The sequence below is a fragment of the Salinivibrio sp. SS3 genome (assembly GCF_001722105.1).
Classification (GTDB): domain Bacteria; phylum Pseudomonadota; class Gammaproteobacteria; order Enterobacterales; family Vibrionaceae; genus Salinivibrio; species Salinivibrio kushneri.
This window is the reverse complement of the sequence record NZ_MEBQ01000044.1, coordinates 24,705-41,020: the sequence shown is the minus strand read 5'-3', so window position 1 is coordinate 41,020 and position 16,316 is coordinate 24,705. Positions and strand designations below refer to the sequence as shown.

The following is a 16,316-nucleotide window of genomic DNA, read 5'->3' as shown; positions in this document are numbered from 1 at the left end:
CGCATGAAATCTCCTGTTGATAGTCAATTTGTACACGATATAAGCCAGCTCGATTCATTACGTCGCCAAGCCGTGAAAGGAGAAGAAGGGGATGAAAAAGCGGCGTTGCGTTCAGCGGCGGAGCAGTTCGAGTCCTTATTTACCCAGATGCTGTTCAAGTCGATGCGTGATGCCAATGAGGCATTTGAGTCTGACTTGATTGATGATCGTACCTCGAAGTTTTATGAGCAGATGGCTGATGAGCAGATGGCCAGTGAACTCAGCCGAGAAGGCTCACTGGGGCTCGCGGATATGATTGTTGAACAATTAGGCAAAGCGCAGGGCGACAGCCAGCCAGACATGAATGAAGCGGCTCGCGCGTCGGCGCAATCTTTGCCGTTGGATCAAAATCGTAGTCGAGAGGCAGCAGAACAGGCGATAGCGGCGCTCGATAGCCAGTCTATCGCGCCGCCAGCCACCAGTCTCCCCGCGTCCCAAAGGTCACAAGGCTTTGATTCGCCAGACTCCTTTGTAAACACGCTGGCGCCGCATGCACGTCGCGCGGCGCGTGCGCTGGGTACTGATCCAGCGATTATTCTTGCTCAAGCGGCACTAGAAACCGGTTGGGGAAAGAAGGTGATTGCCAATGCCCGCGATAACAGTCATAACTTGTTTAATATAAAGGCGGATCAACGTTGGGGGGGCGATAAAGTCGCTACACAAACCCTGGAAGTGTATGACGGGATCCCGGTTAAAGAAACGGCAAGCTTTCGTTCGTATCCCTCTTATCAAGAGAGTTTTGACGATTTCGTCTCATTTTTACGTGATAATCCACGCTATGAGCAAGCTTTATCACAATCTGCGCAACCTGAACGGTTTATTCGCGAGCTTCATCAAGCCGGGTATGCGACCGATCCGGAATACGCGGATAAGGTCATTCGTGTACTCGACCAAGTCCGCGACATGATGGACTAGAAAAGCGGCAGGCAAGGGCTTGCCGTTCTGTTTTTTGCTCTCTTTGATGCGGTTTACTATTCTCTCAACGTCATGTTTATCAATGACTTTTCTTTTTGACCTCTCCTTGGCTCAATTTTTGCTTTTTTCCTAGTATCTCGTTTTAATTGCCGGGTTATTTGGAGGCACAATGGGCTTGGACCTGCTTTCCCTTGGGTCGCAAGGCGTACTGACTGCGCAGCGACAGCTGAATACAACAGGTCACAATATCTCTAACGTGAATACGGAGGGGTATAGTCGTCAGTCGGTTGAGCAAAAAACCAATGATGTCCACTTTTGGGGCGGCAATAATTACGGCACCGGTGTCCATGCCGCGGCAATCCGTCGCAACTATGACAAGTTTGCGGTTAACGAATTAAATGTCTCAACATCAAACCTTTCTCATGCCGCTGCCCGCAATGAACAGCTTGGTCGGCTTGACGATATGATGGCGCACTCGGCCAAAAAAATCCCCGAGAACATGAACGAATTCTATGGCGCGGTTAAAGGGCTGGCCGATAGCCCCAGTGACATGGGCGCTCGTAAAGTCGTGCTCGAAAAAGCGCGTATGGTCGCCGCTGGCATGAACGATGTTTATGGTGTTTTGCAGCAGCAGTCAATTGATACCTCTTCTCAAATTGACGCGACCGTTAAGCGGATGAATGACATTGGCCAAGAACTGGTGGACGTGCATAAGGCAATGCTCAAAACCCCCGCTGAAGCCAATGACTTGTTAGACCGCCATGATAAGTTGATCCGAGAGCTCTCTGAATATACACAGGTGAGTGTGAACACGCGCGAAGATGGGTTGTTCAATGTGATTATCGGCAGTGGCCATATGTTGGTATCTGGCATGAATAGCAGTGAGTTGACCACCTTGCCGGGTAAGCCTGATCATCAAGAGCGTCGTTTGGCATTGGTGGAAGGTAAGACAGTCAAAGCCATTTCTAATCAAGACATCCGCGGCAAACTCGGGGCATTGTTTGAATATCGGGATGATACCTTGGGACAAGCGCGAGACGAATTAGGTCGGATGGCCATTGGCTTTTCCCAATCGCTCAATGACTTACAGGGGCAAGGGTTCGATCTTAATGGTGAGGTTGGCAAGAACATTTTCACTGACTATAACAGTGACCGTATTGCGAGTGCGCGCGCGATAAAAAGCGGCGATTCCACGGCAGACTTGAAAGTTTATATCGATGATCTTCAGCAGCTCAAACGGGGGGATTATCAACTCAAGTTTGATGGCACCCAATATACCCTCACCTCTCCAGATGGCAAGCAATCGACGGTGACCCCCAGCGGCACGCCGCCAAGTTTTAATGTCGACGGGATGCGCGTGCAAGTGGATGCCGGGTTGGCGGCTAATGAGCGCGTTTTAATTCGGCCCGCCCGCTCAGCGGCAGGGCAAATGCGTGTGACTATGGACGATCCGGCGGATATCGCGGCACAAAGCTATGTCAGTGCAAGCTCGGTGAGTAACGGCGACGGTGATGTACGAATTTTACAAGCCGGTGGACAAAAAGAGTTTCAAGTTCGGCTCTCCCCCGACGGCAGTCAATTTGCGGTGACCGATCCTAAGGGGCAAGTCTTGGTCGCGCCAGAGGCCTATCCGCCAGGTGGACCCATTGATGTCAACGGCACCATTATTGAGGTCAACGATAAAGCGGCCCCCGATGATGTCTTGGCGGTCAGCTTGATCCCGGCGGATGGTGACAACAGTAACCTGATCCGCATGCAAGAGCTGCAAACGGAAAAACTAATGGATAACGGTCGCTCGACAGTGCTCGATGTTTATGAGGGGCTAAGTACCGATCTTGGGGTACAAAAAGCCTCCTATAAGCGTCTACAAGATGTGAGTATGGTTGAACACGATGCCGCAGAAAGTCGCGTGGCGGAAGTGTCTGGGGTGAACCTGGATGAAGAAGCGGCCAACATGATGAAGTTTCAGCGCGCGTATATGGCCGCGTCACGGATCATGACCGCCGCCAATGAAACCTTTGATTCTCTGCTCAATGCAACGCGATAAGGTAGGACAGTATGATTAGTCGTATTGCCAGCTTTCACAATTACCAGTCTGTCTCCAACGACATTATGCGCCAGAATGTGAAGGTACAGGATAACCAAGAGCAGATGGCGACGGGGAAACGTGTTATTACATCCGGTGATGATCCGGTGTCGTCGATCTACATTCAAAACTTTCGCCAACAAGATGAGCAAATTGACCAATTTATTGACTCGATTACGTTAGCGCGAAACCGGCAAACCCGCGAAGAAATCGCGATTGATGAGTCCGAGCAAATCATGGACGGCGCCAAACGCAAAGTGATGGCGATGATCAACGGCTCATTATCGGTGGAAGATCGCACCGCGCACCGGCAAGACTTGCAAGGGATGTTTGATAATTTTATGGACTTGGTAAACACCAAAGATGAGTCAGGTAACTTTCTGTTTTCCGGTACCCAGACCAGTACACAGCCGTTTTATCGTGATAGTCAAGGCAATGTGCGTTATGCGGGAGATAGTTACTTTCGTACCGCCCAAGTGGCCCCTGCGGTGGAAGTACCGACGTCTGATCCAGGCGATAAACTGTTTATGGAAATTGATAATCCCTTTGGCGACTATCAGCCCGAATATGATCTCGAAGATGGCTCTTTATTGCTGATGGCGAAAGCGGAAAATACCAATGATGCGGATACCTCTAACTATTCGGTTTCCTTTGATGTTAATGCCAATGGCGATACCACCTACTCGTTGATGCAAGATGGCACTGAAGTCAGTGCTGGGCTGTATGACCCGCAAAATGGCGTTGAGTGGAACACGTTGAAAATGACCTTCGAAGGTGAGATGAAGCCAGGCGATACCATCAATTTAGAAAGACAAGACAGCTTCAATATTTTCGATTCGTTTAAAAATGGTGCCGCGCTATCATATGCCGATATTGATGATGCGTCTGCTACGGCAGAACTCCACCAAGTGACTGAACAGTTTGCGGCGGCCTTCAAGCACTTGAACAAAGCACGCTCAGAGGTCGGCACACGGTTGACCACACTCGACCGACAAGAAAGTATGCACAAAGACTTCAAGTTGGTCCTCAATCGCTCACTGGGCACCATGGAAGACTTGGACTATACCCAAGCGGCCATCGATATGAACGAGGACATGCTCGCGCTGCAAGCCTCGCAGCAGGCCTTTGCCAAAACCAAAGATCTCTCGCTGTTTAATTATATCTAATCCAAAGTGTCAGCGTTTGATTGTCACAAGGTGCCGAGGATAAGAAGAAAACGGGGTCGCATCAGCGGCCCCGTTTTGTCTCCGGTTAGGCTTGCGGGCTCATCCTTTAGGGGCAGAGATCACTCACTATACGGCGTGCCATGGCATCAAGCAGAGGTTGCTTGTCTTTGAGCATAGGCGGGTAACTGAACGCGTACTCAGCGTAGCCTGGCATGGCATCAGGGGTTTGCATATCACTGTTCTGATGGCCGGCAAAAAACACATAACACGGTGTGCCAACGGCAACCGTCAGCCTGTGTACCGCTGTCCCGGCGGTAAACACCCCAGACAGCTGTTTGATCGCGTGAGCCGTTCCCATAAAATCATTTTTAAGTTCCAATCCAGGCAAGGTGACGATCTCGACCCCTGTTTGTTTCTTGATTTTACTAAGCTCTTTATCACACTCGCCATATTGTAAATTAACAAATTGGGCGTCAGGGCAAAGCTGGCGCATGGTTTTGATCCAGCCCGCTAATTCATCTGCCACCAAATAGTGAATGTTACGCGTGGCGGCGGCGAGGCCACTTCGCCAACACACACCAAACACAGGCCCTTGTTGATGTAACTCGGCTAACGGGGCGATCCAAGGCGCATCGGCGGCGACATCCGGGACAATATAGGTTTGTTGATAGAGGTGACGCCCAAAGTGGTGGTAGCACAGGCCCGCTAACGACCCTCCGGCAATCCAACTATCAATATCGGCTAGGACATGTTCTGGCACAAAAATATCTTTTCCGTCAGTGCGAGAAATGGGCACAATCTCCGTGCTGGGAAAAGCCTGACGCAACACCGGCTCCAAGCGAGGATCACAGCCGACATAGACTTGACGGGCGCGCTCAACCACCATGGCGACGTTATGTAAATAAGCCAGTTCATCGCCGACCCCTTGCTCGGGCATGATAAGCACGGCATCCGTCTCAGGCCGAGATAAGTCCCAACGGGGTAAGTTACCGTGATATTTGAGGCGGCGACCGCACTCAATCCCCGCCTCATTGGCTTGATAGAATTTCTCCCATGCCATTTGCGTGCGATAGACAAACGCCAGATTGAATCGCAGTGCGTGATCGTCAGGCTGAGAAGTTAGCAGGGTCTCGAGGCGCTGCTGAGCTTGGTCAATATTACCCATATACCAGTCAAGCTCGCCCAATTGTGCTTGTAGTGTATTGGCTTGTTTATCTTTGACATGATTGAGCGCCTTCTCGTGGATCTGGTAGCAATCGGTTAATTTATCTTGGGTAAATTGATGGTGCTGCTTGAGCAGTTCGAAGGTCGCACGGGCATAAGCATAATGTAACTCACCGCGCTCAGGCTCATCACGCAAACATTGTTTGGCCAGTTTGCTTGCTTCTAACCAGTTTGCTTCATTGAGATAAACCACCAGGAGTTGACGCATAAATGCCGTGTCTTGTGTTTGCTTATAGGTCGTTAAGCAGCGCTGGCGCGCGCTAGCATACTCACCCAGCCCGGCTTCTGCACGGATGAGTAACAGTTGCCAAATTGGATGAGCCTGTGCTTTGTCACTGCCACGTAGTAGTAATTGTTGTGCTTTGCCGAACGCTTTCTGATCCAATGCTTGCTGTGCCAATGCCATTAGCGCAGGTGGATAATCAGGCTCCAGGGTGAGTATGGTTTGATAAAGCTGTTCGGCTTGGTCACTGTGTCCATCAGCGACCAAATCAGCTGCCACTGACAAGGTTTTGTTAATTTCATCCGCTAGCCCTTGGTTCTTCAGCTGGTGGAGCTCGTCACGCAAAGCATGCGTTCGACGACTTTCTCCTTGTAGGCCGAGTTTGGCCGTCAACTGCTCACGCAAATTAAGGATGTCTTGGTTGGTGGGGGCGGCGGCAAACAGTGCTTCAACGATTTCCATGGCCGCGTGGTTATGCCCTTGTTGCGTCAATAACTGTGCCTTATCGAACAACAAAGACAGATCGTCAGGGGCATGCTCAAGCGCGTGGTCAAGGTGAGCCATTGCTTGCACGTATTGTCCCGCTTCCGCATCCAGTACGGCCAGCACTTGCCGCACTTGAACCGTATCGGGGGCATGGCTCAGTATTTGCTCGAATACTTGCCGCGCATCGGGTTTCTTCCCTTCTTGGTAAAGACGAATCCCGAGCTGAAAGGCGTCATCCAGCGTCATATTGGTGTGGCCGTCATTGTCTTGCGTCATCGGTTACATCGTCCTGTTATCCGTGAAAGCCTCGTGCATCACAGCATGAGGCTGGCGAGCATCGATAAACCAATAATTTAGCAAAAAATATGCCTTGCGTCCGACTGTTGAAAGAAGTTGGCCGCTAACTTGCAGGCTAACTTTCATATAGACGGCAAAAAGCTAGGCGAGGCATTGCCGTACCTTGCCGCTAAGCACAGAAAAACGGCAGAATTTTTCGAGTTGGCCTTGGCTGTGAGAATGAAAAAACCATTTAAGTCTTTGATTTTAAATGATTGATAAAAGTTGGCACACATATTGTATTTGTTTATTCAAGCGGCCAGTTTTTGAACGGGCTGATTTTGAAACTGATTAACAAGCTGTTCCCGCAGCACCGCCAAACACAGTGCAACACGTCGCGGGTAGGCTGTTTCGCAAAGCAAGCGAAAGTCAAAGGAGAGCAAAATGGGTGTAACAGTTAACACCAACGTGTCTGCGATGACTGCGCAGCGTTACCTGAATAAAGCGACCGATGAGTTGAATAATTCAATGGAACGTCTGTCGTCAGGTAGCCGAATTAACAGTGCTAAAGACGACGCGGCGGGTTTGCAGATTTCTAACCGTTTGGTTGCCCAAACACGTGGCCTTGATGTGGCAATGCGAAACGCCAATGATGGTATTTCTATTGCGCAGACCGCCGAAGGGGCAATGCAGGAATCGACCAATATTTTGCAGCGCATGCGGGATCTTTCCCTCCAGTCTGCAAACGGTGCCAACGGTAAAGCCGAGCGCGTGGCTATTCAAGAAGAGGTGGAAGCACTGAAAGATGAGCTTAACCGGATTGCTGAAACCACGGCGTTTGGTGGCCGTCGATTGCTTAATGGCTCGTTTGGTGAAGCCTCGTTCCAAATTGGTGCCGATGCCGGTGAGGCGATCATCATGGGACTATCGAGTATTCGCGCTGATGATTTTCGCATGGGTGGCGTAGAATTTGTTGGCGGTCAACCCAAATCAGCTGGATGGGAAGTGGATGGCGCAGCCTCGACATTACAGCTGCAGTTCACCACCAAAGATGGTGAAAACATTAGCTTGAGTATTAATGCAAAAGCGGGCGATGATGTTGAAGAGCTGGCCAGTTACATCAATGGTCAGTCTGATGAAATGCTCACAGCATCGGTCGATGAGCAAGGACAGTTACAAGTATTTATGCAAGAGCCAGATGTGCAGGGGGCGGTCACATTTAGCGGCGGTTTAGCGGCATCGCTTGGTTTAGCTAGCGGTAATGGTGACCTGGTCTCCACTGCTGATGTCGATGTATCAGATGTGGGTGGCGCGCAAATGGCCGTTGGGGTCATTGACTCTGCAATGCGCTATATCGATAGCCAACGGGCGGACTTGGGTGCTAAGCAAAACCGACTCAGTCACACCATCAGTAACTTGTCCAATATCCAGGAGAACGTGTCTGCGTCTAACAGCCGGATCCGTGATACCGACTTTGCCCGAGAAACCACGGCAATGACCAAGGGGCAAATCCTGCAACAGGCGGGCACCTCGATGTTGGCACAAGCGAAACAGATGCCGCAAGCGGCACTAAACCTCCTGCAATAATGCTTGCATATCAGCACACTAAAAGCGGCAATCAGTTGCCGCTTTTTTTTGTGCCATTTTTTCTAAAAATCTTCCTAAAGATATTTCTCCTTTGGGCGTTAACCTTCATAGCGCCTTACGGCAGTGGTGTTAATGCACCGCCAAGCACCGATAAAAAAAGCTAAAGCTTTCTCAACGTGCGCCGCTAAATGGGTTGTGAACAATTTTGATACTGGTTTTCCCTGGTCAGCTGGGCGAAGCCGGACCTAGAACCAAAGGAGAATAGTTATGGCTATTACTGTTAACACTAACGTCCCTGCGATGACGGCTCAGCGTTATTTGAATAACTCAACCGATGCGCTGAACAACTCGATGGAGCGTTTGTCATCCGGTTCTCGCATTAACAGTGCTAAAGACGACGCGGCAGGCCTTCAGATTTCTAACCGTTTGATGGCGCAAAGCAGTGGTTTGGGCGTGGCTGTTCGAAATGCGAACGACGGCATCTCAATGGCGCAAACCGCTGAAGGTGCGATGGAAGAGTCAAGCAACATCTTGCAACGTATGCGTGACTTGTCACTGCAATCGGCTAACGGTGCCAACGGTGATGCTGAGCGTAGCGCAATCCAAGAAGAGGTTGTTGCGCTGAAAGACGAACTGAACCGTATTGCAGAAACGACCTCGTTCGGTGGGGCGAAACTGCTTAACGGTACCTTCGGTACCCGCTCTTTCCAAGTGGGGGCAGACGCCGGTGAAGCGGTGATGATGGAGTTTAAAAACATCCGTGCAGACCACAGCGAAATGGGTGGGGCAAGCTTCACGGCAGCTAACGCAAAATCAGCAGGTTGGACAGCGACTGCCGGTGCCACCATGGCCATCAATATCACTAACGCTGACGGCACGTCTACGTCTATCAACGTGACGGCCAAAGGTGGCGACGATATTGAAGAGATCGCGACTTATATCAATGGTCAAGCGGATGATAAGTTGAGCGCGTCTGTCACTGAAGATGGCGAGCTGCAAATCGTCACCGGTGCTGGGTCTGATGCTACCTTCACGGGCGCGTTGGCAACATCGCTAGCGATGGGTACCAAAGTGGATGAAACCATTAAAGATGTTGATGTTTCGTCTATGGGTGGTGCGCAAAAAGCCGTGGGTATGATTGATAACGCGATGCAGTTTATCGACTCTCACCGTGCGGAATTGGGTGCGAAGCAAAACCGCTTGAGTCACACCATTTCCAACTTGGATAACGTTAATGAAAACGTCTCGGCCTCTAACAGCCGGATCCGTGATGTTGACTTTGCCAAAGAAACAACCAACTTGACCAAGTCACAAATCTTGCAGCAATCTGGTACCTCTATTTTGGCGCAAGCCAAGCAGGCACCACAAGCCGCACTGAGCTTGCTCGGTTAAACCATTCACGAGTGGCGGCTTAATCGCCGCCGCTACGTTTTGGGAGGTGAATAGCGATGGACATTTCATCCGTTACAAATTCATCCCTGCCGCACTCAGCACACTCTGATGGCACAAAGGTTGCTAGAGATGTAAGAGTTGGAAAAGTACGCCCAGATCCGGTCAGCCAGCACCAGCAGGCAGAACGTCGTGAGGCGAAAGAATCAATGCAACAACGCCGTGTAGAGCAGTCACAGCGCATTGAGGAAAATCGCCAACTACAACGACAACAACTGGAGAAGTTGGTAGAGCGGCTCGATGAGTTTATGTCCGACTTTAACAAAGGGCTCGCATTTCGTTTGGATGAAGACACAGGACGCAGTGTGATCACCGTTTATGAAATGAACAGTGGTGACATCATCCGTCAGATCCCAGAGCAGGAAATGTTAGAGCTTGCTAAGCAATTGTCGCAACACGCGCGAGGGCTTGTCACAGAAAAGGTATAACGAGGTGAGAGAGTCGTTATGAGTGTTAAGGCAGCAGGCATGGGCGGTGGCATGGATATTAATGCCATGGTCACTAAAATCGTGGATGCTGAACGTGCACCCAAGCAAGAGCGAATTGTCAAACGCACTAATGAGGTTGAAACCGACATCAGTGCGTTTGGACGCTTAAAAGAATCTCTCGATAAACTCAAAACCCAAATGTACGATTTTCGTCGCAACGAAGGTTTTGCGGCGAGAACCACATCCGTTAGCAATCCAGACGCACTTGGCGCCAGCGCAACGCCAGATGCCATTCCCGGTCGTTATCAAATCGATGTTCAGCAACTCGCGGGTGCACACAAGCTTGTGTCACCGGGCGTTGATGCTGAGGCGTCTTTAGGTAGTGGCAAGCTCACTATCACCATGGGTAATCGCACCAGTGTGATTGATGTTCCCCAAGGTAAAGACAGCTTGGCTGACGTTGTGCGGGCGATTAATAGCGATCCGAAAAATCCCGGTGTGCAAGCGTCGCTGATCCAAGATGATAGCGGTGCACGCATGGTGTTGAATGGCAATAAAACGGGGGCGGACAATCAGATGGAAGTCAGTGTTGATGCGCAAGTGGGCAGTGCGCTTCACCAGTTAGGCTTCAAAGCCGGACAAGCCAATAATGGCATGGCACAAATGCAAGCCGCACAAGATGCCAAGATACTGATTGATGGCATCGCGTCAGTCTCCAGTGCGACCAACACCTTTGATAATGCCATCGAAGGCGTATCACTGGAAGTGGCGCAAACCAGTGATAAGCCGCTGTCACTCGCCGTTGAGCATGACCGAGAGTCAGTACGTTCGACCATTACGTCGTTCGTGGATAATTACAATGCGTTTTTCCGTGTCTCGCAAGCGGTGAGTCAGTATGACCCCGAGACCCAGCAAGGCGGCCCTTTGGTGGGGGAAAGTGTCATTCGAACGGCAACCAGTCGATTGCGCAACCTTTTCTCGTCACCGATTGAGCAAGCGCCTGAGGGAATGAAAACCCTGAGTGAGCTTGGCGTCACTACCACCATGGACGGTCGTCTAGAAGTCGACAACAAGGTACTTGACCGACAACTGCGTCAAAACTTTAACGCACTGGAAGGCTTTTTTGGTGGCAATGATGGTTTTGCGCGTCAGCTTGAACAAGTGGTTGGCGGCTTTACCGGCGCGGGGGGCGCGATCAGTAATCGTGAAAGCACATTATCAGAGCAAAAACTTCGCCTTCGTGATGACCAGCGAGAACTAGATCGCCGCATGGAAAACCTAGAGTCGCGCACCATGCAGCGCTTTTCTGCGATGGAAGAAGCCACCTCGCAAATGCGTTCACAGTTACAAGCTATGCAAAATATTATGCCGGGTTAATAATGACCCAGGTATCCGATTGGCTCGACGCACTCGAACAGATTGATGAGGCTATTGCGCAGCAATTGAACATGAGTGACATTGATTCAGAAAAGCTGGCTCAGCAATTGCATGACAGACAGGCGTTACTTGACCAGATTGCAGCGTCGCCACAAGCGCCGAATCAACAGCAATGGTCTCAGGCGTTAACAAGAACAGAAACGCTCATTGATGCACTCGAGGGGCAGAAAGCCGATGCTGCCAAGCGCTTGTTACAGCAGCGCAAGGGGAAGCAGTCTGTGCAGCTGTATAAGAAATTTCAATAAGTGAGGAAGACTATGAGAGGCTCACTACAGGCCTACAAGAAGGTCTCGGTTGACAGTCAATTAAGCGCTGCGTCGCCTCATAAGGTTATCCAAATGCTGATGGCCGGCGCGATTGAGCGCTTAATTCAAGGCAAAGCTGCCATGGCACAAGGCGACTTATCCGTCAAAGGTGAGCGGTTAGGTAAAGCGTTAGATATCATTATTAATCTACGTGCATGTCTATCAATGGATGATGGCGGCGATATCGCTGATAACTTAGACGCCATCTATGACTTTATGATTCGTCAGGTGAGTACCGCGAATTTGGAAAATAAACCGGAACCCATCGACGATGTGATTGAACTATTAAGAGAGATAAAATCCGCTTGGGACCAGATTCCTTCCGAATACCATAATATGACTCAAGCGACCAGTTAAACTGCCTATCAAACCACTGACATGGCACTGGAGTCACAGGTTTACTGTGTCTCCGGTTGCCTTATGCGCGTTCTCTATTACAATGTCTTGATTAAAATTGAGATTGTTGTTGCTGAAAAGCGACACGATTATAAAAAGTTATCAGGGCAGACGTATCTCACACATGCAAGATTTAGCAAAGATCCTCGTTATCGATGACGATGACCAGTTTCGTCACGATCTCGGCGTGATACTCGACTTTATCGGCGAGCGTTACGCGCTTCACTCGACCGCGGATGTCAGTGATGCACTTTGGGAGCAAAACTGGGGCGCATGTTTTCTTGGCCACGTCCGCTCGACACCGTTACTTGAAAAAGTACTTGAGCAGCTTGCGACCTATCATCACGTGCCTGTGATTGCGATTCGACGCCACGATCGTGAGCTTTCAGGGTTACCCAACTATGTGGGTGAACTTGGGCTACCTTTGAACTATCCGCAATTATTCGATGCACTCCATCACTGTCGCGAGTTTGCTGGTAAACAGGCTTTCAGTATTCCACAGTTGTCTGGTGATAATACTGCCTTTCATAACATGGTGGGCAAAAGCGACGCCATCGAACAGGTCCGTCATCTCATTGAGCAGGTCGCGTCTACCGAAGCCAGTGTTTTGATCCTCGGTGAATCTGGTACCGGAAAAGAAGTGGTGGCGCGTCATATTCACCATGCCTCATCACGCGCGTCTGGCCCCTTTGTCCCCGTCAATTGCGGGGCGATTCCAGGCGAGTTGCTAGAAAGCGAACTCTTCGGTCACGAGAAAGGTGCCTTCACGGGGGCGATTTCAGCGCGTAAAGGGCGCTTCGAGCTGGCTGAAGGCGGAACATTATTTTTGGATGAGATCGGCGACATGCCGATGCCGATGCAAGTTAAATTGCTACGTGTGTTGCAAGAACGCACGTTTGAGCGCGTAGGAGGCAACAAAAGCATTCGCGCCAATGTTCGCGTCGTTGCCGCGACCCACCGTACGCTAGAAACCATGATCAAAGACGGTGAGTTTCGAGAAGATTTGTATTATCGGCTCAATGTTTTTCCGATCGAAATGCCAGCGCTGCGCGAGCGAATTGATGATATCCCGCTATTGATTCATGAGCTAATGTCTCGCCTTGATGTGGAAGGTAATGGTCGGATCCATATTTCCCCTCGTGCGATTAATTCGCTGATGGAGCATGAGTGGCCAGGCAATGTTCGCGAGCTGGCGAATCTGATTGAGCGTTTGGTTATCTTGTACCCAGGGCAAATGGTCGATGTGAATCATTTGCCTGCCAAATATCGCTACAGTGATATTCCTGAATTTCAGCCTGAGGCCTATTCGGTTGAAGATACCGAGATGGCTGAACGCGATGCGCTTACCGCGATGTTTCATGAGCCGGATGAGCCCGCTTTCGAGGAGGATATGCCTGGCTTTGCGGATAGTCCCGGCTTCACAAGCTTGCCGCCTGAGGGCGTGAATTTGAAAGAAACCCTCGCCGAGGTTGAGATTGATTTGATAAAGCAAGCGCTAGAGGCGCAGTCTGGTGTGGTTGCTCGGGCGGCTGACATGCTGAGTATGCGGCGAACGACACTGGTAGAAAAGATGCGAAAGTACGGATTGAACAAGGAAGAATTAATCTAGAACGACGAGGCGTCAAAAAGCGGAGTCAAAAAAATGACTTCGCTTTTTTGTCTTCAACTATCTGATAAAATTAGTGATTTTTGTGGCATAATCTCTGCTTAAGTGAGTAAAACCTTGATCGAAATGTGTGTTGCCTAAATGGAAACCCAATCTTCGCCACTGGGATCAGTGGATCAACAAGTCACTCGGTATAAGCAAGTTCTCGATGTGATGCCAGCAGGCGTTATCTTGCTTGATGCTAATGGCCGTGTCGCTGAAGCCAATCCAGAGGCGCATCGCCTCCTTGGGGAACCGCTCACTCAGCAGCGTTGGTTTGATGTGATTCAACGCGCTTTCTCGCCGCGAGACGATGATGGACACGAGGTCTCCCTCAAAGATGGTCGTCGGGTGAAGCTGGCCATTTCAGCGTCCGACTCAGGGCAACTTATCTTGATCACCGACATGACAGAAACCCGCTTATTGCAGTCGCGCGTGAGTGATCTGCAACGTTTGTCGTCGTTGGGGAAAATGGTGGCGTCGCTGGCTCACCAAGTGCGCACGCCGCTATCTAGCGCGATTTTATATGCGTCGAACCTTGGCGCGCCCAACCTCAATGATGCGACACGGCAGCGGTTTCAATTCAAACTGTTAGACCGGCTACATGACTTAGAAAAGCAAGTGAACGATATGTTGTTGTTTGCTAAAGGTGGCGACAACAAAGTGGTGAAAGTGTTTACCGTTGAGCAGTTGTTTAATGAATTTGAGCCCATGGTGGATGCGGTGATTCAAGGCCACGATGTTGATTTTGCCATCAACAGCGATGACGAAAGCCTCCCCTTGCTCGGTAACCCCAATGCATTGGCCAGCGCGCTGAGTAACTTGGTTGTCAATGCTGTTCAAGTCGCGGGCAAGGGCTGCCAAGTGGTGGTTGATTCGCGCCAACAAGGCGATAGTTTATTACTGTCTGTTGCCGATAGTGGTCCAGGTATTGCGCCTGAGCTGCAAGCGAAAGTTTTAGAGCCTTTTTTTACCACACGACAGCAAGGTACAGGTCTTGGCCTCGCCGTTGTGCAAATGGTGTGTCATGCCCATGAGGGTAAACTCACCTTACAATCGGAACCTGAAAAAGGGGCCTGTTTTACATTGTGTTTGCCGCTTGCCAAGGGGGGAGCGGCAGAGCAGGGTAAGAGCGTAGGAGAAACACAATGAGCCAAACCACAGTGCTAATCGTTGAAGATGATGAAGGTTTGCGCGAGGCGCTGGTCGATACCTTAGCCTTAGCGGGATACCATTGGCGCGAAGCGGACAGTGCAGAGCAAGCGCTCGTGACATTAAAAGCCGAGCCAATTGATATTGTTGTTTCAGATGTACAGATGGCGGGGATGGATGGCTTGGCGCTTTTGCGATCAATCAAAACGCATACGCCAAATTTACCTGTGTTGCTCATGACCGCTTATGCCAACATCGAGGATGCGGTGGCCGCTATGAAAGAGGGGGCCATTGATTACATGGCCAAACCTTTTGCGCCAGAAGTGCTCCTCAATATGGTCAGTCGCTATGCACCGGTTAAAAACGATGACTCGGATGCGATTGCAGAAGATCCGAAAAGTGTCGCCTTGTTAGCCTTGGCCGATAAAGTCGCCAATACTGACGCCAATGTGATGATCCTTGGGCCGTCAGGGTCGGGTAAAGAAGTGATGGCGCGCTATATTCATGACCACTCTGCGCGCGCGAATGCCCCCTTTGTTGCGATTAACTGCGCCGCGATTCCCGAAAACATGCTGGAAGCCACCCTTTTCGGCTATGAGAAAGGGGCGTTTACCGGTGCAGTGCAAGCGTGTCCGGGAAAATTTGAACAAGCCCAAGGTGGCACTATCTTATTGGATGAAATCAGTGAGATGGATTTGGGGCTGCAAGCCAAGCTGCTCCGCGTATTACAAGAGCGAGAGGTGGAACGCCTCGGGGGGCGAAAAAGTATTCAGCTTGACTTGCGGGTGCTTGCCACCAGTAACCGCGATCTAAAAGACTATGTGGCGCAAGGACACTTTCGCGAAGACTTGTACTACCGTTTGAATGTGTTTCCCATCACGTGGCCCGCGTTATATGAACGCCCAGGTGACATTATCCCGCTGGCAAATTATTTATTATCACGGCATTGTCAAAAACAAGGTTTGCCTTGTCCCAGCATACAGCCTAACGCTGAGCAAAAGTTGTTGAATTACACCTGGCCTGGCAATGTGCGGGAGCTTGATAACGTCATGCAGCGTGCTTTGATACTGGCCACCCAATCTCATATTCAAGCAACAGATATTTTACTCGAGGGGCAAGACTGGCAAGATGCGTCTGGCTTACAAAGCAAGGTGATGGATAGTCAATCGCACGCAGCCGCTGCGACGCTACCGACCGAGCCTGTCCAAGAAACGATGGAGCCTTCACCAAACGGGGCAGGCTTGGGCAACGAATTACGCGACCAAGAGTTTTCTATCATACTCGATACCATCCGTGCGTGTGAGGGGCGGCGCAAAGATGTCGCCGAGCGCTTAGGGATCAGCCCCAGGACACTGCGCTATAAGCTGGCCAAAATGCGTGATGCCGGGATTGATATTCCTCAGTAATGATCCAGCGTCGTCAGCTTTTGCGAAAGTGGTCTCAAAGTTGCACATAGTAAGATGACTGATAGTAATCTGACTGAATTGACAAAATATTGACAC

At 50.4% G+C, this 16,316-nt stretch carries 13 protein-coding genes; 12 read left to right on the top strand and 1 reads right to left on the bottom strand.

All coding sequences use genetic code 11. From position 1 onward, the window contains the following. Window positions 1-3 precede the first annotated feature (3 nt). The 3 genes from flgJ to flgL all read left to right on the top strand — a co-directional run bounded on the left by flgJ (window position 4) and on the right by flgL (window position 4,206). Window positions 4-954 (top strand): flagellar assembly peptidoglycan hydrolase FlgJ, encoded by a 951-nt coding sequence (flgJ, locus tag BGL48_RS13815; protein ID WP_069363208.1) that lies wholly within the window; start codon window positions 4-6, stop codon window positions 952-954. A gap of 169 nt (window positions 955-1,123) precedes the next feature. Beyond that, window positions 1,124-3,001 (top strand): flagellar hook-associated protein FlgK, encoded by a 1,878-nt coding sequence (flgK, locus tag BGL48_RS13810; protein WP_069363207.1) that lies wholly within the window; start codon window positions 1,124-1,126, stop codon window positions 2,999-3,001. Window positions 3,002-3,012: 11 nt separating this feature from the next. Next, window positions 3,013-4,206, top strand: coding sequence for a flagellar hook-associated protein FlgL (flgL, locus tag BGL48_RS13805; RefSeq protein WP_069363206.1), 1,194 nt, complete (start codon window positions 3,013-3,015; stop codon window positions 4,204-4,206). Window positions 4,207-4,312: 106 nt separating this feature from the next. Here the strand turns inward: flgL and BGL48_RS13800 are convergent, their stop codons facing one another. Next, complete coding sequence (locus BGL48_RS13800; protein WP_069363205.1) at window positions 4,313-6,415, bottom strand: tetratricopeptide repeat protein; 2,103 nt, start codon at window positions 6,413-6,415, stop codon at window positions 4,313-4,315. A 444-nt stretch (window positions 6,416-6,859) separates the two neighbouring features. Between BGL48_RS13800 and BGL48_RS13790 the strand changes: the two genes are divergently transcribed. From BGL48_RS13790 to BGL48_RS13750, 9 genes are all read left to right on the top strand, one after another. After that, entirely contained in the window at window positions 6,860-8,002 is a 1,143-nt protein-coding gene (locus BGL48_RS13790; RefSeq protein ID WP_069363203.1) for a flagellin, read from the top strand. Between the two features lie 267 nt (window positions 8,003-8,269). Beyond that, window positions 8,270-9,394, top strand: coding sequence for a flagellin (locus BGL48_RS13785; protein WP_069363202.1), 1,125 nt, complete (start codon window positions 8,270-8,272; stop codon window positions 9,392-9,394). Window positions 9,395-9,480: 86 nt separating this feature from the next. Beyond that, entirely contained in the window at window positions 9,481-9,879 is a 399-nt protein-coding gene (locus tag BGL48_RS13780; RefSeq protein WP_255377420.1) for a flagellar protein FlaG, read from the top strand. A gap of 18 nt (window positions 9,880-9,897) precedes the next feature. Further along, complete coding sequence (gene fliD, locus BGL48_RS13775; protein ID WP_069363200.1) at window positions 9,898-11,256, top strand: flagellar filament capping protein FliD; 1,359 nt, start codon at window positions 9,898-9,900, stop codon at window positions 11,254-11,256. A gap of 2 nt (window positions 11,257-11,258) precedes the next feature. Next, the gene (locus tag BGL48_RS13770) at window positions 11,259-11,561 is read left to right on the top strand and encodes a hypothetical protein (RefSeq protein ID WP_069363199.1); all 303 of its coding nucleotides are present in this window, start codon (window positions 11,259-11,261) and stop codon (window positions 11,559-11,561) included. A gap of 12 nt (window positions 11,562-11,573) precedes the next feature. Then, entirely contained in the window at window positions 11,574-11,978 is a 405-nt protein-coding gene (gene fliS, locus BGL48_RS13765; protein WP_046074953.1) for a flagellar export chaperone FliS, read from the top strand. 163 nt (window positions 11,979-12,141) lie between these two features. Further along, complete coding sequence (locus tag BGL48_RS13760) at window positions 12,142-13,626, top strand: sigma-54 dependent transcriptional regulator (protein WP_069363198.1); 1,485 nt, start codon at window positions 12,142-12,144, stop codon at window positions 13,624-13,626. A 138-nt stretch (window positions 13,627-13,764) separates the two neighbouring features. Continuing rightward, the gene (locus BGL48_RS13755; RefSeq protein ID WP_069363197.1) at window positions 13,765-14,814 is read left to right on the top strand and encodes a sensor histidine kinase; all 1,050 of its coding nucleotides are present in this window, start codon (window positions 13,765-13,767) and stop codon (window positions 14,812-14,814) included. Beyond that, entirely contained in the window at window positions 14,811-16,220 is a 1,410-nt protein-coding gene (locus BGL48_RS13750) for a sigma-54-dependent transcriptional regulator (RefSeq protein WP_069363196.1), read from the top strand. Before BGL48_RS13755 ends, BGL48_RS13750 begins: the two co-directional genes overlap by 4 nt. Window positions 16,221-16,316 lie beyond the last annotated feature (96 nt).